This window comes from Sphingobium sp. VMM (genome assembly GCF_056790315.1).
Window position 1 is genome coordinate 25,364 of sequence record NZ_JBXGSI010000022.1, and the last position, 21,284, is coordinate 46,647.

At 66.4% G+C, this 21,284-nt stretch carries 18 protein-coding genes; 12 read left to right on the forward strand and 6 right to left on the reverse strand.

Translation table 11 applies throughout. From position 1 onward, the window contains the following. Nucleotides 1-44 precede the first annotated feature (44 nt). The 4 genes from ACUCV3_RS22625 (at nucleotide 45) to ACUCV3_RS22640 (ending at nucleotide 7,636) form a co-directional block, all read left to right on the forward strand. A complete protein-coding gene (locus tag ACUCV3_RS22625) occupies nucleotides 45-1,178 on the forward strand; it encodes an efflux RND transporter periplasmic adaptor subunit (protein ID WP_026109107.1) in 1,134 nt (377 codons plus the stop codon). 10 nt (nucleotides 1,179-1,188) lie between these two features. Beyond that, nucleotides 1,189-4,350: an efflux RND transporter permease subunit gene (locus ACUCV3_RS22630; RefSeq protein ID WP_279728836.1), complete on the forward strand. Its 3,162-nt coding sequence runs from the start codon at nucleotides 1,189-1,191 to the stop codon at nucleotides 4,348-4,350. Next, on the forward strand, nucleotides 4,347-5,717 hold the full coding sequence (locus tag ACUCV3_RS22635; RefSeq protein ID WP_279728837.1) for an efflux transporter outer membrane subunit: 1,371 nt from the start codon (nucleotides 4,347-4,349) through the stop codon (nucleotides 5,715-5,717). The genes ACUCV3_RS22630 and ACUCV3_RS22635 overlap by 4 nt, the downstream gene beginning before the upstream one ends. 302 nt (nucleotides 5,718-6,019) lie before the next feature. Further along, nucleotides 6,020-7,636, forward strand: a complete 1,617-nt coding sequence (locus ACUCV3_RS22640; protein WP_279728838.1) for an alpha-amylase family glycosyl hydrolase — start codon at nucleotides 6,020-6,022, stop codon at nucleotides 7,634-7,636. A gap of 1 nt (nucleotide 7,637) precedes the next feature. On the opposite strand, the gene ACUCV3_RS22645 is transcribed toward ACUCV3_RS22640, so the two are convergent. From ACUCV3_RS22645 to ACUCV3_RS22670, 6 genes are read right to left on the reverse strand one after another with little or no spacing between them, the layout of a single operon-like run. Further along, entirely contained in the window at nucleotides 7,638-8,636 is a 999-nt protein-coding gene (locus tag ACUCV3_RS22645; RefSeq protein ID WP_279728839.1) for an NAD(P)H-dependent flavin oxidoreductase, read from the reverse strand. Next, the gene (locus ACUCV3_RS22650) at nucleotides 8,636-9,799 is read right to left on the reverse strand and encodes an acetyl-CoA C-acetyltransferase (RefSeq protein ID WP_037508496.1); all 1,164 of its coding nucleotides are present in this window, start codon (nucleotides 9,797-9,799) and stop codon (nucleotides 8,636-8,638) included. The genes ACUCV3_RS22645 and ACUCV3_RS22650 overlap by 1 nt, the downstream gene beginning before the upstream one ends. Nucleotides 9,800-9,802: 3 nt before the next feature. After that, a complete protein-coding gene (locus ACUCV3_RS22655; RefSeq protein WP_279728840.1) occupies nucleotides 9,803-10,594 on the reverse strand; it encodes an enoyl-CoA hydratase/isomerase family protein in 792 nt (263 codons plus the stop codon). Then, nucleotides 10,594-11,355 carry a 3-hydroxyacyl-CoA dehydrogenase gene (locus ACUCV3_RS22660; RefSeq protein WP_279728841.1) on the reverse strand — a complete coding sequence of 254 codons (762 nt, stop codon included), beginning with the start codon at nucleotides 11,353-11,355 and terminating at the stop codon, nucleotides 10,594-10,596. Before ACUCV3_RS22660 ends, ACUCV3_RS22655 begins: the two co-directional genes overlap by 1 nt. 22 nt (nucleotides 11,356-11,377) lie before the next feature. After that, a complete protein-coding gene (locus ACUCV3_RS22665; RefSeq protein WP_010336219.1) occupies nucleotides 11,378-12,562 on the reverse strand; it encodes an acetyl-CoA C-acyltransferase in 1,185 nt (394 codons plus the stop codon). A 12-nt stretch (nucleotides 12,563-12,574) separates the two neighbouring features. Further along, on the reverse strand, nucleotides 12,575-13,699 hold the full coding sequence (locus ACUCV3_RS22670; protein ID WP_279728842.1) for an acyl-CoA dehydrogenase family protein: 1,125 nt from the start codon (nucleotides 13,697-13,699) through the stop codon (nucleotides 12,575-12,577). A gap of 83 nt (nucleotides 13,700-13,782) precedes the next feature. On the opposite strand from ACUCV3_RS22670, the gene ACUCV3_RS22675 reads away from it, so the two are divergent. The 8 genes from ACUCV3_RS22675 to ACUCV3_RS22710 all read left to right on the forward strand — a co-directional run bounded on the left by ACUCV3_RS22675 (nucleotide 13,783) and on the right by ACUCV3_RS22710 (nucleotide 21,143). Next, a complete protein-coding gene (locus tag ACUCV3_RS22675) occupies nucleotides 13,783-14,418 on the forward strand; it encodes a TetR/AcrR family transcriptional regulator (protein WP_048939218.1) in 636 nt (211 codons plus the stop codon). Nucleotides 14,419-14,530: 112 nt separating this feature from the next. Beyond that, on the forward strand, nucleotides 14,531-15,070 hold the full coding sequence (locus ACUCV3_RS22680; RefSeq protein WP_279728843.1) for a nuclear transport factor 2 family protein: 540 nt from the start codon (nucleotides 14,531-14,533) through the stop codon (nucleotides 15,068-15,070). Between the two features lie 11 nt (nucleotides 15,071-15,081). Next, a complete protein-coding gene (locus ACUCV3_RS22685; protein ID WP_279728844.1) occupies nucleotides 15,082-15,960 on the forward strand; it encodes an SDR family NAD(P)-dependent oxidoreductase in 879 nt (292 codons plus the stop codon). A gap of 1 nt (nucleotide 15,961) precedes the next feature. Then, complete coding sequence (locus ACUCV3_RS22690) at nucleotides 15,962-16,510, forward strand: nuclear transport factor 2 family protein (protein ID WP_279728845.1); 549 nt, start codon at nucleotides 15,962-15,964, stop codon at nucleotides 16,508-16,510. A gap of 163 nt (nucleotides 16,511-16,673) precedes the next feature. Beyond that, a complete protein-coding gene (locus ACUCV3_RS22695) occupies nucleotides 16,674-18,122 on the forward strand; it encodes an NAD-dependent succinate-semialdehyde dehydrogenase (RefSeq protein WP_279728846.1) in 1,449 nt (482 codons plus the stop codon). Between the two features lie 19 nt (nucleotides 18,123-18,141). Next, nucleotides 18,142-18,819, forward strand: coding sequence for an SDR family NAD(P)-dependent oxidoreductase (locus ACUCV3_RS22700; RefSeq protein ID WP_482241163.1), 678 nt, complete (start codon nucleotides 18,142-18,144; stop codon nucleotides 18,817-18,819). A 137-nt stretch (nucleotides 18,820-18,956) separates the two neighbouring features. Beyond that, nucleotides 18,957-19,127, forward strand: coding sequence for a hypothetical protein (locus tag ACUCV3_RS22705; RefSeq protein ID WP_155276487.1), 171 nt, complete (start codon nucleotides 18,957-18,959; stop codon nucleotides 19,125-19,127). A 186-nt stretch (nucleotides 19,128-19,313) separates the two neighbouring features. Beyond that, nucleotides 19,314-21,143 carry a flavin-containing monooxygenase gene (locus ACUCV3_RS22710; RefSeq protein WP_279728847.1) on the forward strand — a complete coding sequence of 610 codons (1,830 nt, stop codon included), beginning with the start codon at nucleotides 19,314-19,316 and terminating at the stop codon, nucleotides 21,141-21,143. Nucleotides 21,144-21,284: the final 141 nt, after the last annotated feature.

A 21,284-nucleotide genomic window follows, 5' to 3' on the forward strand; every position in this document is an offset into this window, starting at 1 on the left:
AGGCGATCGTCGGCGCTGCCTGCCGGCGGTAACGATGTGAAGCCATGCCCATTTTCACAGAGCTCCGGAGCCTCCGGGTCGCACCGATCGCATTATGCATCCTGATCACCGCTTGCGGACAGGAAAAGGCGCCAAAGAAAGGGCCTGTGGAAGTGGGCGTGGTGACGCTGGCGGCACAGAATGTGACCGTCTCGTCCGAATTGCCGGCGCGCACCGTGTCGACCATGCAGTCGGAAGTCCGGCCGCAGATCACCGGCGTGATCCAGAAAAGGCTGTTCACCGAAGGATCGATGGTGACAGCCGGCCAGCCGCTCTACCAGATTGACGAACGGCTCTATCGCGCGTCGCGCGACGAGGCGCAGGCGGCGCTGGTGAGCGCGCAGGCGACGGCGGTAGCGGCGCAGGCCAAGGCGCAGCGCTATCGCGGGCTTGGCGATACCGAGGCGGTGAGCGCGCAAGACCGGGACGATGTGATCGCGACGGCGCGCCAGGCAGCGGCCGCCGTGGGCCAGGCGCGCGCCTCGCTCGACACCGCCAATGTCAACCTGACCTTCACCCAGGTGCGCGCGCCGATCAGCGGCCGGATCGGCCGGACCCTCTTCACCCCCGGCGCGCTGGTGACCGCCAGCCAGACCGATCCGCTGACGACGATCCAGCAGCTTGACCCCATCTATGTCGACGTCACCCAGTCGAGCAGCCAGCTGCTGCAGCTGCGGCGATCGCTGGCGGCGGGCAAGACGCTACCGGCCAGCGCGACGATCCGGCTGAAGCTGGACGACGGCAGCGAATATCCGCTGGAAGGGCGGATCGAATTTGCCGAGCCGATCGTCGATGTCGACAGCGGCACGGTGACGCTGCGCGCACGCTTCCCCAATCCTGACGGCATGTTGCTGCCCGGCATGTTCGTGCGCGTCGTGGCGCCGCAGTCGGTCGTGCCCGGCGCGATCCTGGCGCCGCAGCAGGGCATCGCCCGCGACGCCAAGGGCAATGCGACCGCGCTGGTCGTGACCAAGGACAACAAGGTCGAGCGCCGCACCGTCACCGCCGCGCAGGCGATCGGCGACAAATGGCTGATCACCGCAGGCCTGAAGGCCGGCGACCGGCTGATCGTCGAGGGCACCGACAAGGTCCAGCCCGACGACAAGGTAAAGCCCGTCGCCGTCGCGGCGAAGAAGTAGGAGAGGCCGGGTGCTGAGCCGCTTTTTCATCGACCGGCCGATCTTTGCCTGGGTCATCGCCATCGGCATCATGCTGGCGGGCCTGGGCGGCATGCTGTCGCTGCCGGTCGCCCAATATCCCGACATCGCGCCGCCGGGCGTCGGCATCAGCGCCACCTATCCGGGCGCGTCGGCCGAAACGGTCGAGACCAGCGTTACCCAGGTCATCGAACAGCAGCTGACCGGCATCGACGGCCTCATGTATTTCTCCTCCTCGTCGACATCGACGGGGCAGTCGCGCATCACCGTCACCTTCCAGAAGGGCACCGACCCCGACACCGCGCAGGTGCAGGTGCAGAACCGGGTGCAGCAGGCGCTGAGCCGCCTGCCCAGCGCCGTGCAGCAGCAGGGCCTGTCGGTCACCAAGCAGCAGACCGACTTCCTGATGCTGGTGGGTCTCTATGACGAGACCGACAATGCCACCCAGGCGGACATTGCCGACTATCTGGTCAATAATTTCCAGGATTCGATCGCCCGTATCGACGGCATCGGCGCGACCCAGATCTTCGGGTCGCAATATGCGATGCGCATCTGGCTGGACCCCTATAAGCTGGCCGCGGTCAAGCTGATGCCGTCGGACGTCGAAACAGCGATCAAGGCGCAGAATATCGAAGTGTCGGCCGGCCAGATCGGTGCCGATCCGGCACCGGCGAACCAGCAGATCAACGCGACCGTCACGGCGCGCGCGCGCTTGGAAACGCCGGACCAGTTCCGCAACATCGTGGTGAAGACGCAGAGCGACGGGTCGGTGGTCCACCTGTCCGACGTGGCCCGCGTCGAACTGGGCAATGAAAGCTATACCACCAGCGCGCGCCTCAACGGCCATCCGGCATCGGGCATGGCGTTGCAGCTGGCGCCGGGCGCCGACGCGCTCAAGACCGCCGAGCTGGTGAAGGCGCGCGTCGCCGAACTGGGCGGCAACCTGCCGCACGGCTACAAGATCGTCTATCCGCGCGACACCACGCCCTTCATCAAGCTGTCGGTCGAGGAAGTCGTGCAGACGCTGATCGAGGCGGTCGTGCTGGTCGTCATCGTGATGTTCGTCTTCCTGCAGAGCTGGCGCGCGACGCTGGTGCCCGCGATCGCGGTGCCGGTCGTGCTGCTCGGCACGTTCGGCATCCTTGCCCTGTTCGGCTATTCGATCAACACGCTGACCCTGTTCGGCATGGTGCTGTCGATCGGCCTGCTGGTCGACGACGCGATCGTCGTGGTGGAGAATGTCGAGCGCATCATGGAGGAAGAGGGGCTGTCGCCCCGCGACGCCACGATCAAGTCGATGATGGAGATTGGCAGTGCGCTGGTCGGCATCGCGCTGGTGCTGTCGGCGGTGCTGCTGCCCATGGCCTTCTTCGGCGGATCGACCGGCGTCATCTATCGCCAATTCTCGATCACGATCGTGTCGTCGATGCTGTTGTCGGTCGTGGTCGCATTGATCCTGTCGCCGGCCCTGTGCGCCACCATGCTGAAGCCGATCGACAAGGCGCATCGCGAGAAGGGCTGGTTCGGCAAGTTCAACCGCTGGTTCGAGCGGCTGACCAATGGCTATGTCCGCCGCACTCAGGGCGTGATCGGCAAGCGGGGCATCTTCTGGGGCCTCTATGTGGTGGTGCTGGCTATATTGGTCGTGCTGTTCATGCGCCTGCCCACCAGCTTCCTGCCGGTCGAGGATCAGGGCCAGGTGATGGTGCAGGTCACGCTGCCGTCCGGCGCCAAGTCGAGCCGCACCAATGCGGCGATCGACCAGGTGCAGAGCTATTTCCTGAATGACGAGAAGGACAATGTCGCCTTTGCCTTCATCATGACCGGCTTCAGTTTCCAGGGGCAGGGCGAGAATGTCGGCCAGGGCTTCATCAACCTGGCGCCATGGGACGACCGCAAGGGCAAGACGAACGAGGCCGGCACGATCGCCAACCGGGCGACCAAGCAGCTGGGCGCGATCCGCGATGCCAAGGTGCTGGCGATGACGCCGCCGGCAATCCGCGGCCTGGGCCAGTCCAACGGCTTCACCTTCGAACTGCTGAACAGCGGCGGCCTCAGCCGTGAGCGCTTCCTGGAGCTGCGCAACCAGCTGATCGCGTCCGCCCAGCAGGATCCGGTGCTGGCTGGGGTGCGGGCGGCCTCGCTGGAGGATACGCCGCAGCTCAAGATCGACATCGATACCGAGAAGCTGACCGTGCTGGGCCTGACCCAGGCCAATGTCGACGATGTTCTCAGCTCCGCCTGGGGCAGCACCTATGTCAACGACTTCGTCGATCGCGGCCGGGTGAAGCGCGTCTATATGCAGGCCGACGCCCCCTATCGCGCCTTGCCGAGCGATCTCGACAACTGGATGGTGCGGTCGAGCACGACCGGCGAGATGGTGCCCTTCTCCGCCTTTGCCACCAGCCATTGGGTGATGGGGCCGAGCAGCGTGCAGCGCTTCAACGGCCTGTCCTCCTTCGAGATCCAGGGCCAGTCGGCGCCGGGCGCCAGCTCGGGTGACGCGATGGACCGGATGGTGGCACTGCAGAAGCAGCTGCCGGCCGGTACCAGCTATGCCTGGAGCGGCCTCAGCTATCAGGAGCAATTGTCTGGCGGGCAGGCGCCCCTGCTTTATGGCCTGTCGGTGCTGGTGGTCTTCCTCTGCCTCGCGGCCCTTTATGAAAGCTGGTCGATCCCGCTGTCGGTGCTGTTGGTCATTCCGCTCGGCCTGATCGGTGCGGTGCTGGCGGTGACGCTGCGCGGGCTGGAGAATAATATCTTCTTCCAGGTCGGCCTGCTGACCACCATGGGTCTGGCGGCGAAGAATGCGATCCTGATCGTCGAGTTTGCCGAACTGGCGCATCGCAATGGCCGCAATGCGCTGGAGGCGGCGCTGGAGGCGGCGCGGCTACGCTTCCGTCCGATCCTGATGACCAGCCTGGCCTTCATCGCGGGCGTCATTCCGCTCGCCATCGCCACCGGCGCGGGCGCGCAGAGCCGCGTCGCGATCGGCACGGCGGTGGTCGGCGGCATGGTGACGGCGACGGTGCTGGCGATCTTCTACGTCCCGCTCTTCTTCGTCTCGATCGCCCGCCTGTTCGGCATGGACAAGAAGAAGCCGGGTGGCGAGCCGCCGGCCCAAGAACCGCCCGTGGACGGAGTGCCCGCATGACCCGCGCCGCATGGATGATAATGCCGCTGTCGGCGCTGGTGCTGGCTGGGTGCGACATGGCGCCCAAATATGTCCGGCCGCAAACGCCGGTGGCGCCGGCCTTCCCGACGGGTGAGGCCTATGCCCCGGCCAGTGCCGAGCCTGCTGGCCTGCCCTGGACCGCGCTGATCGGCGACACGCGGCTCAAGGCCGTGATCGAGCGGGCGCTGGCCAATAATCGCGACCTGCGCGTGGCGCTGGCCAATGTCCAGTCGGCGCGGGCGCAGTACAAGGTCGAGCGGGCGGCGCAGTTGCCGACGATCACCGGCGACGCGGCGGCGAGCTTCAGTCGCCAGAATGACAATCGGCAGAACAGCTATAGCGCCGATGTCGGTTTCAGCGCGTTCGAGATCGACCTGTTCGGCCGGGTCAAGAATCTGACCCGATCGGCGCTCGAATCCTATCTGGCGACTCAGGAAGGGATGCGGTCGACCCGCATCACCCTGATCGCCGAGACCGCGAACGCCTATGCGACGATGGCGGCGGATCAGGAGTTGCTGGCGCTGTCGCGCCAGACGCTGGCGAGCGCGGAGCGCAGCCTGAAACTGACGCAGACGCTGAACACATCGGGCCTCGCCGGTAAGCTGGACGTGCATCAGGCCGAAACGACAGTCGAGCAGGCGCGCTCCGACATCGAGGCGAATGTCACCCAGGTGGCGCAGGATCGCAACGCGCTGGAACTGCTGGTGGGCGCGCCGGTCGAGGATGCGCTGTTGCCGCAATCGCTCGACAGCCTGTTGCAGTCGACCGCGAAGGTGCCTGCCGGCCTCTCCTCCGACGTGCTGTTGCAGCGACCCGATGTGCTGCAGGCGGAGCATCAGCTCAAAGCCGCCAATGCCGATATCGGCGCGGCGCGGGCGGCGATGTTCCCCAAGATCAGCCTGACCACGGCGATCGGTGTGGCCAGCTCGGCCCTGTCTTCGCTGTTCAGCGATGGCGGATTTGCCTGGTCGGCGGCGCCTTCGGCCAGCATGCCGATCTTCGGCGGGGCGGCGCGCGGCAATCTGGACTATAGCAAGGCGCAGCGCGACCTTTATGTCGCGCAATATGAGAAGGCGATCCAGACCGCCTTCCAGGAAGTGTCGGACGGGCTGGCGCGGGCCGGCACGATCGACCGGCAGCAGGCGGCACAGCAGGCGCTGGTGACGGCGAACCAACGCTATTATGCGCTGGCCGACCAGCGCTATCGGGCGGGCATCGACACCTTCCTCAATTCGCTGACCAGCCAGCGTTCGCTCTACAGCGCGCAGCAGTCGGCGATCGCGACACAGCTGGCGGCGGTGCAGAATCGCATCCTGCTCTACCGGGTGATCGGCGCCGACCAATAGGCGCCGATCCGCCCTCTTCTCCCGCTTTTCCATGCCCGCGAATCCTGTTATTCTGCGCGCATAAAGAAGAAGGAGAGGGCCATGGCATTTCTGGCTCGGTGTCTGGACTGGCTGTGCGGTATCTGTGCATCCGCCGCGCAGGATGAGTGCGTCATCAACCAGCTGATCTCCAGCGTGACGCGATCCCGACATACGCCCTGATCTCTTCGCAGCCGCAACATAGTTCTTCACCTGCGCGCGCCGCCGTGTAGACTGGCGCTGCGGCACGATGCGCCGCAGGCTTGGGACATGGGGTGGCGGATATGGCTCCCGACAGTCGTGATGCAGGCGATCGGCCCTGGTGGAAGGGTGCGGTCCTCTATCAAATCTATCCCCGCAGCTTTCAGGATTCGAACGGCGACGGCATTGGCGACCTGCCGGGCATCACCGCGCGGCTGGAGCATGTCGCGCGGCTGGGCGTGGACGCGATCTGGATTTCGCCCTTCTTCCCCTCGCCGATGCGCGATTTCGGCTATGATATCGCCGATTATTGCGGGGTGGATCCGATCTTCGGCACGCTCGCCGATTTCGACGCGCTGGTGGCGCGGGCGCATGAACTCGGGATCAAGGTCACGATCGACCAGGTCTATGCCCATAGTTCCGACCTCCATCCCTGGTTCGCGCAGAGCCGGCAGGACCGGGACAATGACAAGGCGGACTGGTTCGTCTGGGCCGACCCCAGGGCGGACGGCACCCCGCCCAACAACTGGCAGTCGGTGTTCGGCGGCCCGGCCTGGACCTGGGACGCGCGGCGGCGGCAATATTATATGCACCAGTTCCTGACCAGCCAGCCGCAGCTCAACGTTCACAATGTTGCGGTGCAGGACGCGCTGCTGGGCGCGATGCAATTCTGGCTGGATCGGGGCGTCGACGGCTTTCGCCTCGATGCGCTGAATCACGCGATGCACGACCCGGAATTGCGCGACAATCCGCCCGCGCCCGAGGGGGAAGGGCCGCGCACCCGGCCGTTCGACTATCAGATTCGCCGCTACAGCCAGTCGCATCCCGGCGTGGTCGATTTCGTCGCGCGCATCCGCGACCTCACCGATCGCTATGGCGCGATCTTCACCGTGGCGGAGGTGGGCGGCGACCTCGCCGAGCAGCAGATGAAGGCCTATACGGCGGGCGAAGGCCATCTCAACAGCGCCTATGGCTTCAACTTCCTCTATGCCCCGGCGCTGACGCCGGGCCTGATCGCGGACACGCTGGCGCGCTGGCCGGACGAACCGGGCATGGGCTGGCCGAGCTGGGCGTTCGAAAATCATGATGCGCCGCGCGCCTTGTCGCGCTGGTGCGCGCCGGAGGATCAGCCCGCCTTCGCCCGGCTCAAGATGCTGCTGATGATGGCGCTGCGCGGCAATGTCATCCTCTATCAGGGCGAGGAACTGGGCATCACCCAGGTCGATATCCCGTTCGAGAAGTTGCAGGATCCCGAGGCGATCGCCAACTGGCCGCTGACCCTGTCGCGCGACGGCGCGCGCACGCCGCTGCCCTGGTCGGTCGATGCGGCGGAGGCGGGCTTTACCGATGGCGAGCCCTGGCTGCCATTGGGCGCGGAGAATGTCGCGCGGGCGGTGGCGGCGCAGGAGGGCGAACCCGCGTCGCTGCTGCACTTCACCCGTGCGATGATCGCGCTGCGCAAGGCGAATCCGGCGTTGCGCCATGGGCGCCTGGACATCATGCGCGCCGACGACCAGCGCCTGGCCTTCCGCCGGGTGGCAGAGGATCAGGCCCTGACCTGCATCTTCAACCTGTCGCCGACGCCCGCGCCCTGGCCGGATGAGGTGGAGGCCGATGGCACGATCGTCGCGGCGATCGGCGACGCGGCGCCGGGGATGGCATTGCCGCCCTATGCGGCGCTGCTGCTGGCGCAGGATTAGGTCAGCCTACTGCCGCCAGTTTCGGTGTGACGAAGCCGGCGAGGCGGTTCTGGATAATCGCGGTGGCGTCGTCGACGATGCGGGTGATGAGGTCCTGACAGGTCGGGATGTCGTGGATCAGGCCCTGAATCTGGCCGGCCCAGATCAGGCCGGCGTCCAGATCACCGGTTTCGAGCGCGATCCGGCCCTTGGCGCCGGATACCAAAGGCTGGATGTCGGGGAAGGCCGATCCTTCGCGTAGTGAGATTTCGACCACCTCGTCCGACACGCTGTTCTTAGCGACGCGGCCGGTATTCTTGAACTTGCGGAAGATGAGGTTGGTGCCGCGCTCGTCATTGTCGACCAGGAACTGCTTCACATTCTGGTGGATCGGCGCTTCGACCGTGGCGCAGAAACGGGTGCCCATATTGATGCCCTCGGCGCCCAGCGCCAGTGCGGCGGCGAGGCCCCGGCCGTCGCCGAAGCCGCCGCTGGCGATCATCGGGATGCTGAGCTTGTCGGCCGCCGCCGGGATCAGGATGAGGCCGGGAATATCGTCCTCGCCGGGATGGCCGGCGCATTCGAAGCCGTCGATCGAGATGGCGTCGACGCCCATCCGCTCGGCCGACAAAGCGTGGCGAACGGCAGTGCATTTATGGACGACGATGATGCCATGCGCCTTGAAATCATCGACATGTTCCTGCGGCTTGTGGCCGGCGGTCTCGACGATCTTGACGCCGCTGTCGATGATTGCCTGGCGATATTCCGCATAGGGCGGCGGATTGACCGAGGGCAGGATGGTGAGGTTCACGCCGAAGGGCTTGTCGGTCATCGTGCGGCAGCGGTCGATCTCGCGACGCAGATCGTCGGGCGTCGGCTGGGTGAGGGCGGTGAGGATGCCCAGGCCCCCGGCATTGGAGACGGCGGCGGCCAGTTCGGCGCGGCCGACCCACATCATGCCGCCCTGCACGATCGGATGCTCGATGCCGCACAATTCGGTGAAACGCGTCTTCAAAGCCATCACAGTGCCTCCACGATCGTCACATTGGCGATGCCGCCGCCTTCGCACATGGTTTGCAGGCCATAGCGCTTGCCCCGTGCCTTGAGCGCATGGACCAAAGTGCTCATCAGCTTGGTGCCCGATGCGCCGAGCGGATGGCCGAGCGCGATCGCGCCGCCATGGACGTTCAGCCTGGCCGGATCGGCGCCGATCGCCTTGAGCCAGGCCATGGGGATGGAGGCGAAGGCCTCGTTCACCTCGAACAGGTCGATATCGTCGAGCTTCAGGCCCGAGCGTTCGAACGCCTTGCGGGTGGCGGGGATCGGCTCCTCCAGCATGATGACCGGATCGCCGGCGGTGACGGTCAGGTTGACGATGCGGGCGAGCGGCGTGAGGCCGAAGCGCTTGATCGCCGCTTCGCTCGCCACCAGCACGCCCGATGCGCCGTCGGTCATCTGGCTGGCGTTGGCGGCGGTGATGGTGCCGCCTTCCTCCAGCGTCTTGACGCTGGCCATCGCCTCCATCGTGCCGCCACGGCGCACCCCGTCGTCGGTGTCGAAAATCCCCTCGGGCGTCAGGACGGGAACGATCTCCGCCTTGAAGGCGCCGCTGTCGATCGCGGCCGCCGCCTTGGCGTGGCTGGCGAGCGCATAGGCGTCCATATCCTCGCGGGTGAAGCCATATTTGTTGGCGATCGCCTGCGCGCCATGGAACTGGCTGAATTCGGCGACGCCATAGCGTTTCTGGATGCTTTTGGGCCAGGGGCCGTCGCCCAGGCCGGCGGCGGCGTGGAGCTGGAAATTGGAGCCCATCGGCACGCGGGTCATGCTTTCGGCGCCCGCCGCGATCACCAGATCCTGGGTGCCGGACAGGATCGCCTGCGCCGCGAAATGCAGCGCCTGCTGCGAGGAGCCGCATTGCCGGTCGATCGTCACGGCGGGTACGCTGTCGGGCAGCTTGGAGGCGAGGACGAGGTTGCGGCCGAAGGCGAAGCTCTGTTCGCCCGCCTGGCTGACGCAGCCGACGATCACATCCTCGATCGCGGCGGGATCGATGCCGGTGCGGTCGACCAGCGCGTTCAGAATGGTGGCGCCCAGATCGGCGGGATGGACATCGATCAGCCCGCCCTTGCGGGCACGGCCGCCGGCGGTGCGGACGGCGTCGACAATATAGGCCTCGGCCATGGGTCAGGCTCCTCTGAAATGGGGGGGACGCTTGGCGAGCAGGGCGGTAAGCCCCACCTGCGCCTCGCCGGCGCCGGCGACCGCCATCGATCGCAATTCGCGGTCGAGCTGGGCCTCGAATCCGGTGTCAAAACTGTCATGCAGCAGGGTGCGGGCGGCGCCATAGGCGGCCGTCGGCGCGTCGGCGAGGCGGGTGGCGAGCGCCAGCCCTTCCGCCTCCAGCGCGTCATCATCGACCAGTCGGGTGACGAGGCCGATGGCTTCGGCTTCCTCGCTTTTGATGCGGCGGTTGGTGAGGATGATCTCCTGCGCGCGGCGCAGGCCAACGAGGCGCGGCAGCAGCCAGCTGAGCCCGCCATCGGCAGTCAGGCCGATCGCGCCATAGGCGGCGGTATAATGGGCCGAGCGGGCGGACAGCACGACATCGCCCAATATGGCGAGGCTGAAGCCCGCGCCCGCCGCCGGGCCGTTGACCAAAGTCACCAGCGGCTTGGCCATGCGGGCGAGGCGCGTGACGGCGGCGTGGAAGGTGGCGATGAGTTCGGTGAGGACGGTGGGCAGTTGCGCGCCCGCGCCGCCCATCAGCGCGACATCGCCGCCGGCGCAGAACAGCTTGCCATTGCCGGTGAGGACGACGCAGCGGACCGCCGCATCGCCCTCGCACCGGATTGCGGCGTCGAGCAGCGCGCGGGCGAGCGGCAGGTCGATCGCATTGCCGACCGCCGGACGATCCAGCGTGATCCGGGCGATGCCGTCGGCGATCGTCAGGATCACGCCGCTGCCCGACCCGCTCATCAGCGCGGCGCCATGCGGATGGCGCCGTCGAGGCGGATCACCTCGCCATTCAGCATCGGGTTGTGGACGATCGATTCGACCAGCTGGGCATATTCGGCGGGCTTGCCGAGGCGGCTGGGGTGGGGCACCTGCGCGCCCAACGCATCCTGCACATGCTGGGGGAAGGCCTCCAGCATCGGGGTCAGGAAGATGCCCGGTGCGATCGTCATGACGCGGATCTTGTGCTGGGCGAGATCACGGGCGATCGGCAGGGTCATGCCGACCACGCCGCCCTTCGACGCGGAATAGGCCGCCTGGCCGATCTGGCCGTCATAGGCCGCGACCGAGGCGGTGTTGACGATGACGCCACGCTCGCCGTCCATCTCCTCGGCCGCCGCCGCGCGGGCGGCGAATTTGGAGATCATGTTGAAGGTGCCGATCAGGTTGACGGTGATCGTCTTGCTGAACGTGTCGAGCGGATGAGGCACATTTTCCTTGCCCACCGTCTTCACGGCCGGGGCGATACCGGCGCAATTGACCAGGATGCGGGCGGTGCCATGGGCGGCTTCCGCCGTGTCGAGCCCGGCGGTGACGCTGGCATCGTCGGCAACATTGACGCCAACATAAAGCCCGCCAATTTCGGCGGCGACCGCCTTGCCGGCATCCTCATTGAGGTCGAAGATCGCGACCTTGGCACCCTGCGCCGCGAGCATGGTGGCGGTGGCACGGCCGAGGCCGGAGGCGCCACCGGTGACGATGGCGGCCAGTCCCTTGATATCCATTATCTGTCCTCTCCCGGCAGAATTATACGAGTTCGACGGCCATGGCAGTGGCTTCGCCGCCGCCGATGCAGAGGCTGGCGACGCCGCGCTTGAGGCCGCGCGTTTCCAGCGCGCCCAAAAGGGTGGCGACGATGCGCGCACCCGATGCGCCGATCGGATGGCCCAGCGCAGTGGCGCCGCCATTGACGTTGAGCTTGTCGGCCGGGATGCCCAGTTCCTTGGCGGCGATCATCGCGACCACGGCAAAGGCTTCGTTGACCTCGAACAGGTCGACATCCTCGACCGACCAGCCGGCCTTGGCCAGTAGCTTGCGCATCGCGGGCACCGGCGCGGTGGTGAACTTGGCGGGCTCATGGGCATGGGCGGCGGTGGCGACGACCTTCGCCACCACTTTAAGGCCTTGCTTTTCCGCGACGCTCTGGCGGGTCATCACCAGCGCGGCGGCGCCATCCGAAATGGACGAGGCATTGGCGGCGGTGATGGTGCCATCCTTGACGAAGGCGGGCTTGAGGCCGGGAATCTTCTCCGGGCGGGCCTTGCCGGGCTGTTCGTCGGTATCGATGACGGTGTCGCCGCCCCGGCCCGATACGGTGACCGGCGTGATCTCGCGGACGAAGGCGCCGCTGCCGATCGCCGCATTGGCGCGGTCGAGCGAGCGGATGGCATAATCATCCTGATCGGTGCGGGTGAACTGATAGTCGCGCACGGCCTCTTCGGCGAAGACGCCCATCGCCTTGCCGGGTTCATAGGCATCCTCCAGCCCGTCCATCATCATCGTGTCGATGATGCGGTCATGGCCGATGCGCGCGCCGCTGCGATGCTTGGGCAGGGCATAGGGGGCGTTTGTCATGCTTTCCATGCCGCCGGCGATGACGATATCGGCCGCGCCCGATGCCAGCGCCTCATGCGCCATGATCGCCGCCTGCATGCCGGACCCGCACATCTTGTTGACGGTCGTCGCTTCGGTATTGAGGCCGAGGCCAGCGCCCAGCGCCGCCTGACGCGCGGGCGCCTGGCCAAGGCCGGCGGGCAGCACGCAGCCCATATAGATGCGGTCGATGGCGTCAGTGGCGACGCCGGCCCGCTCGACCGCGGCCTTGACCGCCGTCGCGCCAAGATCGGTGGCCTTGACCGCCGAGAGCGCGCCCTGGAACCCGCCCATGGGGGTGCGGGCATAGCTTGCAATGACTACCGGATCATCCTGCATCGAAATACTCCTTCAAAGGCTGCGCGCAATGACCATGCGCTGGATGTCCGACGTGCCCTCGTAAATCTGGCACACGCGGACATCGCGGTAGATTTTCGCGATTCCGAATTCTTCAAGATAGCCATAGCCACCCAGTGTCTGCATCGCGCCGGATACCACCGCCTCGGCCGCTTCGGAGGCGAACAGCTTGGCCATCGACGCCTGGGTGAGCGCAGGCTGGCCACTGTCCTTCATCGCGGCGGCGGACAGGACGAGCTGGCGCGCGGCCTCCAGTCGGGTGGCGAGGTCGGCAAGGCGGAAGCCGACCGCCTGATGCTCGATGATCGCCTTGCCGAAGCTCTTGCGGTCCTTGGCGTAAGCGACGGCAATCTCCAGCGCCGCCTGCGCCATGCCGACGCACTGGGCGGCGATGCCGATGCGGCCGGTCTCCAGATTGGCGAGGGCGATGCGATAGCCCTGGCCCGGTTGGCCGATCAGCAGATCATCCTCGACGAACATGTCGTCGAAGCGCAGCGCGCAGGTGTCCGACGCGCCCTGGCCCATCTTGTGTTCGACCTTGTCGACCGCATAGCCGGGCCGGTCGGTCGGCACGATGAAGGCGGACAGGCCCTTCTTGCCGGCGTCGGGATCGGTGACGGCGATGATCATCACCAGCCCGCCGATCTTACCCGAAGTGATGAACTGCTTGGCGCCGCTGATGCGCCAGCCGCCATCGACCTTGACCGCGCGGGTGCGCACGGCCGATGCGTCGGAGCCGGCGTCGCTTTCGGTGAGGGCGAAGGCGCCGATGGTGCGGCCGCCGATCAGATCGGGCAGGAAGCGGGCCTTCTGCGCCTCGCTGCCATCCTTGAGCAGGCCCGAGACGAGGATCGAATTCTGGATCGAGACGATGGTGGAGAGGGCGCCGTCGGCAGCGGCCAGTTCCATCAGCGCGAGGGCATAGGAAACCGAGTCGGCCTCCGCGCCGCCATAGGCTTCGGGTGCGGTCATGCCCCAGAGGCCCAGGCCCGCCATCTCCTCGAACAGCGAACGGGGATAGCCGCCCTCCGCCTCGAACCGGGCCGAATGCGGGCGGATCGTCGCCTGGGCGAAATCCCGGACGGTATCGCGAATCGCGCTCTGGATTTCGGTCAGCATAAACCCTTGCGTCTCTCCTATACTCATGAGTAGGTTGCGCCTGTTGCGATTTCTTGTCAACAGGCGGCATGGAGGAACAGCGAGTGTCGGCGAAAAGCGCAGTGGCGATCCCGTCTCCCTTCCGCACGCGGGAGGAGAAGGCGCGCGAGCGGGAGGAAAAGCGCGAGGCGGTGCTGCGCGCGGCGGTGCGCATGTTCAACGCGCGCGGCTTCCATGCGACCTCGCTGGACGATGTCGCCGCGAGCCTGGGGATCAGCAAGCCGACCATCTATCATTATCTGGGCAACAAGGAGCAGGTGCTGATCGAATGCGTCACCCGCGGCCTGGAAATGCTGCGCGCGGCGGCCGATGAGGCCCGCGCGGGGGAAGGCAATGGTCTGGCCCGGCTCGGCTATTTCCTGCGCCGCTATGGCGCGGTGATCATGGATGATTTTGGCGCCTGCGTGGTGCGGACGGGTGACGAATGCCTGTCGGCCGAAGGCGCGATCCTGTTCCGATCGCGCAAGCGCGACATCGACCTGGCCATGCGCGGGCTGATCGCCGACGCGGTGGCGGACGGGTCGATCGCCCCGGTCGACGTGAAGCTGGCGGCCTTCACTTTGGCCGGCGCGCTCAACTGGGCGGCGCGCTGGCGCGATCCGGCAGGCGCGATGAGCGCCGAGGCGATCGCGATGGCGCAGGTCGACCTGCTGATTGCCGGCCTCGCCCCGCGCGGCTGAGGACGCCCGCTTCTCTCCTGTCTAAATTGGTCAAGCGACGCGCCATGGCGCGCGCCTATGACCGGCCCATGGACAGACAGCCCGCCATGACGGGCGGGAAGGAGAGGGCCGGATGGAGATTGCCGCCATGCCATTGCAGGCGATGCTGGACCGGGAGGCGATCCGCGATTGCCTCGCCCGGCTGGCGCGGGGTGAGGACCGGCGCGACGCCGATCTGATCCGGGCCTGTTGCTGGCCGGACGGCAGCACCGACTATGGCGTGTTCGCCGGCGATTTTGACGCCTATCTCGCCTGGGTGGTGCCCGGTGCCGATGCGATCCTCTGCACCCAGCATCTGCTGGGGCAGAGCGTCATCGATCTGGCGGGCGACACGGCGCGGGTCGAGACGCAGGTGCAATCCTATCATCGCATCGACATGGGCGATGCGCAGCGCGACGTCATGATCGGCGGCCGCTATCTCGACATTTTCGAACGGCGCGAGGGCCAGTGGCGGATCGCGCGGCGCACCATGCTCTATGACTGGGTGCAGGATATCGGCGCATCGGCCGACTGGAACCAGGGGGTGATGGGCATGGCGTTCAGCGCGCCGCATTTCACTGGCCGCGCGAACGGCGATCACAGCGTGCGCTTCTTTGCGCGCGAAACCGACTGAGGGAGAGGATCATGAAACCGCTGGACGGCAAGGTCGCGATCGTCACCGGCGCGAGCCGGGGCATCGGCAAGGGGATGGCGCTGGCGCTCGCCGAGCAGGGCGCGACCGTCTATGTCACCGGGCGCACGGTCAAGGCGGGCGACCATGAATTGCCCGGCACGGTCGGCGAGACGGCGGCGCAATGCGATGCGCGCGGTGGCCGCGGCATCGCGGTGCAGGTCGATCATGGCGACGACGCGCAGGTGGCGGCCCTGTTCGACCAGGTGCAGCGCGAACAGGGGCGGCTCGACCTGCTGGTCAACAATGCCTTTGCGATCCCTGAGGATCTGACCGTGCCGGGCAGCTTCTGGGAAAAGCCTTTGTCCAACTGGGACATGGTCGATGTCGGCGTGCGCTCCAACTTCGTCGCGGCGCGCCATGCCGCGCAGATGATGGTGCCGCAGGGATCGGGGCTGATCGTGGCGATATCGGGCTATGTCGGGGTCACCTACACCTATGGCGTCGTGTTCGGCACTGCCAAGTCGGCGGTCGACCGGATGGCGCGGGACATGGCGATCGAGCTGCAGCCCCATGGCGTCGCCTCGCTCTCGCTATGGCAGGGGCTGACCATGACCGAGCGGGCCCGGCGCAACATCGCCGCCAATCCGGCGATGAAGGCGCTGACCGTCACCAATCCGCTGGTCGGCTGCTCGCCTGAATTTCCCGGCCGGGTGATTGCCGCGCTGCTGGCCGATTCGGCGATCATGGCGCGATCGGGCGGCACCTTCATCACCGCCGAGCTGGCACAGGATTATGGCATCACCGATGTCGACGGGAAGACCATCCCGTCGCTGCGGGCCGAGCGCGGCGCGCCGATCTGGCAGCCGATCGCTCCGCGGACGGAGGCATAGGATGGCCGCGGATCGCCAGGCGCGGATGGATGCGCTGCTCGACCGGCAGGATGTTGTCGACTGCCTGACCCGGTTCAGCCGGGGCATGGACCGGTTCGACCGCAGCCTGTTCCTGTCGGCCTTTCATGACGATGCCACCGTCGCGGCGGGCAGCTTCGTCGGCGCGCCCGATGCGCTCTATGCCTGGGCCAGCGCCCTGCACGAGGGCGGGCAGGTGGCGACCCATCATAATCTGCTCAACATGACGATCGATATCGATGGCGACAGCGCCCATGCCGAAACCTATTATCTGTTCGTCGGCCGCAACCGGGACGAGAGCAACTGGATCGCCGGGGGCCGCTATCTCGACCGGCTGGAACGGCGCGATGGCCAGTGGAAGATTGTGCTGCGCACCAACATGATCGAATGGTCCGGGCTGGTGCCGACGCTGCCGCTACCTTTTGGCGACATAGCGGACCTGCATGCCAATGGTGCGCCGGCACGGGACAAGAGCGATCCTTCCTATCAGCGGCCGCTGGTCAACCGGCGGGCGCCGCATATTCCCCAATAGCGCGCATCGCGGTGTCGATCCTTGGGCGGGGACATTCTGTCCACGTTGACGCCGCCTGCCGCGCATCCCACCTTCGCATCGAAATGGGGCCATGCTGCGTTGGACGCAGCGACGGGTGCGCCCTGCGCCCGCTGCCCTACATCCTGCCGAAGAAGGTGATCCGATGACCATAGCCCTTGCCGACCCCAGCCTGCTGCGCGAACAATGCTATGTCGACGGCCAGTGGATCGGCGCCGCCAGCATCGACGTGACCGATCCCGCGACGGATGAGCGGCTGGCCGGCATTCCCGCGATCGACGAGGCGGGCACGCGCGCGGCGATCGAGGCGGCCGAGGCGGCACTGCCAGAGTGGAAGGCGAAGACGGCGGCCGAACGCTCGCGCATATTACGCCGCTGGTTCGAACTGCTGATCGAACATCAGGATGATCTGGCGATGATCCTGACCCGCGAACAGGGCAAGGCGCTGACCGAGGCCAAGGGCGAGATCGCCTATGCGGCCAGCTTCATCGAATGGTTCGGCGAAGAGGCCAAGCGCATCTATGGCGAGATCATTCCCAGCCATCGCGCCGACAGCCGCATCGTCGTCATCAAGCAGCCGGTCGGCGTGGTCGCCGCGATCACGCCGTGGAATTTCCCCGCCGCGATGATCACGCGCAAGGCGGCACCGGCGCTGGCGGCAGGCTGCACCATGGTCTTGAAGCCCGCCACCCAGACGCCGCTGACCGCGCTGGCGCTCGCCGTTCTGGCCGAACGGGCGGGCGTGCCCAGGGGCGTGTTAAACGTCGTCACCGGATCGTCGCGGGTGATCGGCGCGGAACTGACCGGCAACCCGCTGGTGCGCAAGCTGAGCTTCACCGGATCGACCGAGGTCGGCAAGACGCTGATGGCGCAATGCGCGCCGACGATGAAGAAGCTGTCGATGGAACTGGGCGGTAATGCGCCCTTCATCGTCTTTGCCGACGCCGATCTGGATGCGGCGGTCGACGGCGCGATCGCGTCCAAATATCGCAACAGCGGCCAGACCTGCGTCTGCGTCAACCGCATCCTGGTCCAGCGCGATGTCGCGCCGGCCTTTGCCGAGAAGCTGAAGGCCGCCGTCGCGAAGCTGAAGGTCGGGCCGGGCACGCAAGCCGGCGTGACCCAGGGGCCGCTGATCGACGAGAAGGCGGTGGAGAAGGTCGAGGAACATGTCGCCGACGCGCTAGCCAAGGGCGGCACGCTGGTGAGTGGCGGGCATCGCCACGCGCTGGGCCACAGCTTCTTCGAGCCGACCATCATCAGCGGCTGCACGCCGGAGATGAAGCTGGCCGACGAGGAGACGTTCGGGCCGCTCGCCGCGCTCTTCCTGTTCGACACGGAAGAGGAAGCGGTGGCGCTGGCCAACGCCACCGAGGTCGGCCTGTCGGGCTATTTCTACACCCGCGACCTGTCGCGCGCCTGGCGCGTGGGCGAGGCGCTGGAGGTCGGCATGGTCGGCATCAACACCGGCCTTATCTCGACCGAAGTGGCGCCGTTCGGCGGCATCAAGGAATCGGGCATGGGCCGCGAAGGATCGCGCCATGGCATCGAGGACTATGTCGAGATCAAATATCTGTGCATGTCCGGGATCTGACGCAGACTATCGAAAGGGGATGATGATGGCGGGAGTGGTGGCGGTAACCGGCGCGGCCGGTGCGCTGGGCCGGGCGGCGGTGCAGGTGCTGCGCGCGGCCGGCTGGACGGTGGCGGGTATCGATCTGGGCGATGTGCCGGCCGATGGCGTCGACCTGGCGCTGGGCGGCGTTGACCTGTCCGACGAGCAGGCGGTGGCCGGCGCGGCGGACAAGATCGGCGAAGCGCTGGGCGGCCTCGACGCGCTGGTTAATATTGCCGGCGGTTTCAGCTGGGAGACGGTGGAGGATGGCTCTGTCGCCACCTGGGACCGGCTCTATGGCATGAATGTCCGCACCACGCTGATCGCGACTCGCGCGCTGTTGCCGCTGCTGCGCGATGGCGGCGGGGCGATCGTCAATATCGGCGCGGCGGCCTCGGTTAAGGCGGCGGCCGGCATGGGCGCCTATGCCGCGTCCAAGGCCGGCGTGGCGCGCCTGACCGAAGCGCTGGCCGAAGAACTGAAGGATGCGGGCGTGCGCGTGAATGCGGTGCTGCCCAGCATCATCGACACGCCGGCCAACCGCGCCGACATGCCCGACGCGGATGCCAGCCGCTGGGTCTCGCCCGAGGCGTTGGGAGGGGTGATCGCCTTCCTGCTGTCGCCCGCCGCTGCGCCGATCACCGGCGCGCTGATCCCGATCACTGGCCGGGTCTGATCGCGATCGACCGGTTGCCGTTGCAAGGCGCGCAACCGGTCGATGGCGTTTCGTGCAACTGGCCTTGGCGCCTTTGCATTTGCGAAAAAAGCCGGGGAGGACCAGATGAACCTCGATGCTGCGACGCAGCAATATTCTTGTCTGAGGTTCTTATGTTTTCGCTCATCTCGCTCTATTTCGCCTATCGCCGGGACGTCGTCACCGCCGAGCGTTATATCGCCGCGCTGACCCCCGCTGCCGAGCCGGTTTCGGCCGACGTCGTGACCTTCCCGGTCGCCAAGGAAGAAAAGCTGGCCCGCGCCGCCTGATCGGCGCGCCAGCTGACGACTGACTACCTCTCCCGCTGACTGCCCATTTTCGGGGCAGCGTCGCGGCCAGAAGGCCGCCAAGGGATCGCCACAGCGCTAACAGCGCCGGCCCGCCGCTCCGCCATTGCAAGTCAACATATGTGTTGATTAACAAAATGGCGAGAACAGCGATCCCCAGGAGAGGTCATGACCTGCAAGCCGACGCAGACGCCTGCGGCTGACACATTCGATATCCCGACCCTGCGCGAGAAATATCGCGCCGAGCGCGACAAGCGGATGCGCGCCGACCGGGAAGGCCAATATCAGCCGACCACCGACGACACGACGCACAGCTATGACGTCGACCCGCATATGCCGGTCGTCGCACGCGATCCGATCGTCGAGGAACTGGATGTCGTCGTGCTGGGCGCGGGCTTTGCCGGCCTGCTTGCCGGATATCACCTGACCAGGCAGGGCGTCACCAATTTCCGCAATATCGACCATGGCGGCGATTTCGGCGGCGTCTGGTACTGGAATCGCTATCCCGGCATCCAGTGCGACAATGACGCCTATTGCTATCTGCCGCTGCTGGAAGAAACCGGCTTCATGCCGTCGAAGAAATTCGCCGACGGCGCGGAGATCCAGGCCTATTGCCGCCAGATCGCCGAAAGCTTCGGTTTCGCCGACAAGGCGCTGTTCCACACCCTCATCACCTCGCTGAAATGGGACGAGTCGATCCAGCGCTGGCGCGTCGGCACCAGTCGGGGCGACGAACTGCTGGCCCGCTTCGTGGTGATGGGTTGCGGCGTGCTCAACATGCCCAAGCTGCCCGGCATCGCCGGCATCAACAGCTTCAAGGGCAAGATCTTCCACACTGCCCGCTGGGACTATGAGTATAGCGGCGGCAGCTACGCCAATCCGGTGCTCGACAAACTGGCCGACAAGCGGGTTGCCATCATCGGCACCGGCGCGACCGCGATCCAGGCGGTGCCCTATCTCGGCCGCTACGCCAAGCAGCTCTATGTCATCCAGCGCACGCCATCGACCGTGGACGAGAGGCCCAATCCGGCAACCGATACCGACTGGGCGGCGTCGCTCCAACCCGGCTGGCAGGCCGATCGCCAGGCCAATTTCCACCGCGCCGCGATGGAATCCTTCGCACCGGGCGAGCCGGACCTGATCTGCGACATCTGGACCGAGATCGCCCGCAACCTGTCGGCCGAACTGGAAGCCGAAGGCTGGCCGGAAATGTCGATCGAGCAGTTCATGGCCAAGCGCGAGGTGGTCGATTATCGCGTGATGGAGCGGCTGCGCGCCCGCGTCGACGAGATGGTCGAGGATAAGGCGACGGCCGAGGCCCTGAAGCCCTGGTATCGCTTCCTGTGCAAGCGGCCGCTGTCGAGCAACGAGTTCTACCCGACCTTCAACCGGCCCAATGTCACGCTGATCGACGTTGCCGACAGCAAGGGGCTGGAGAAGATCACGGATAAGGGCTTCGTGTCGGGCGGCGTCGAATATGAGGTCGACTGCATCATCTTCGCCAGCGGCTTCGAGGTGACGAGCGAGCTGAAGCGCCGCTGGGGCATCGATGCGGTCGAGGGACGCGATGGCCTGTCCATCTACGATCATTGGGCCAATGGCCCGCGCACCCTGCACGGCACCATGACCCATGGTTTCCCCAACCAGTTCTTCATCGGCTATATCCAAGGCGGCCTCAACGCCAGCGTGACCGAACAGTTCGGCCGCCAGGCGGAGCATATCGCCCATATCATCCATGCGGTGATGGATAAGGGCGCCAAGGTGGTCGAGACCACCCTGCAGGGGCAGGAGGATTATGTCCGCCATTTCGAGGAAATGGAAATCGACATGACCGCCTTCCAGCAGGAATGCACCCCCAGCTATTTCACCAATGAAGGCCAGGTGAAGGCGCCCTGGGCACTGTTCCGCAGCTATGGACCGGGCTGGGGCGCATTCCAGAAACTGGTGCAGGACTGGCGCGCGAAGGGTGATCTCGACGGCATGGAATTGCGGTCCTGAGCCATGGGCCGGATCGCCCCGGGGATGGTTCGTGGCGCTCGCCGCTCTTCCCTTGGGACGCTCCCGCCAGTTGCGATAGGCAGGTTGAAAATATTGTCCTTGCGGACCCGGCGAGCAGACTCGCGGGCCGTACCCATCGGG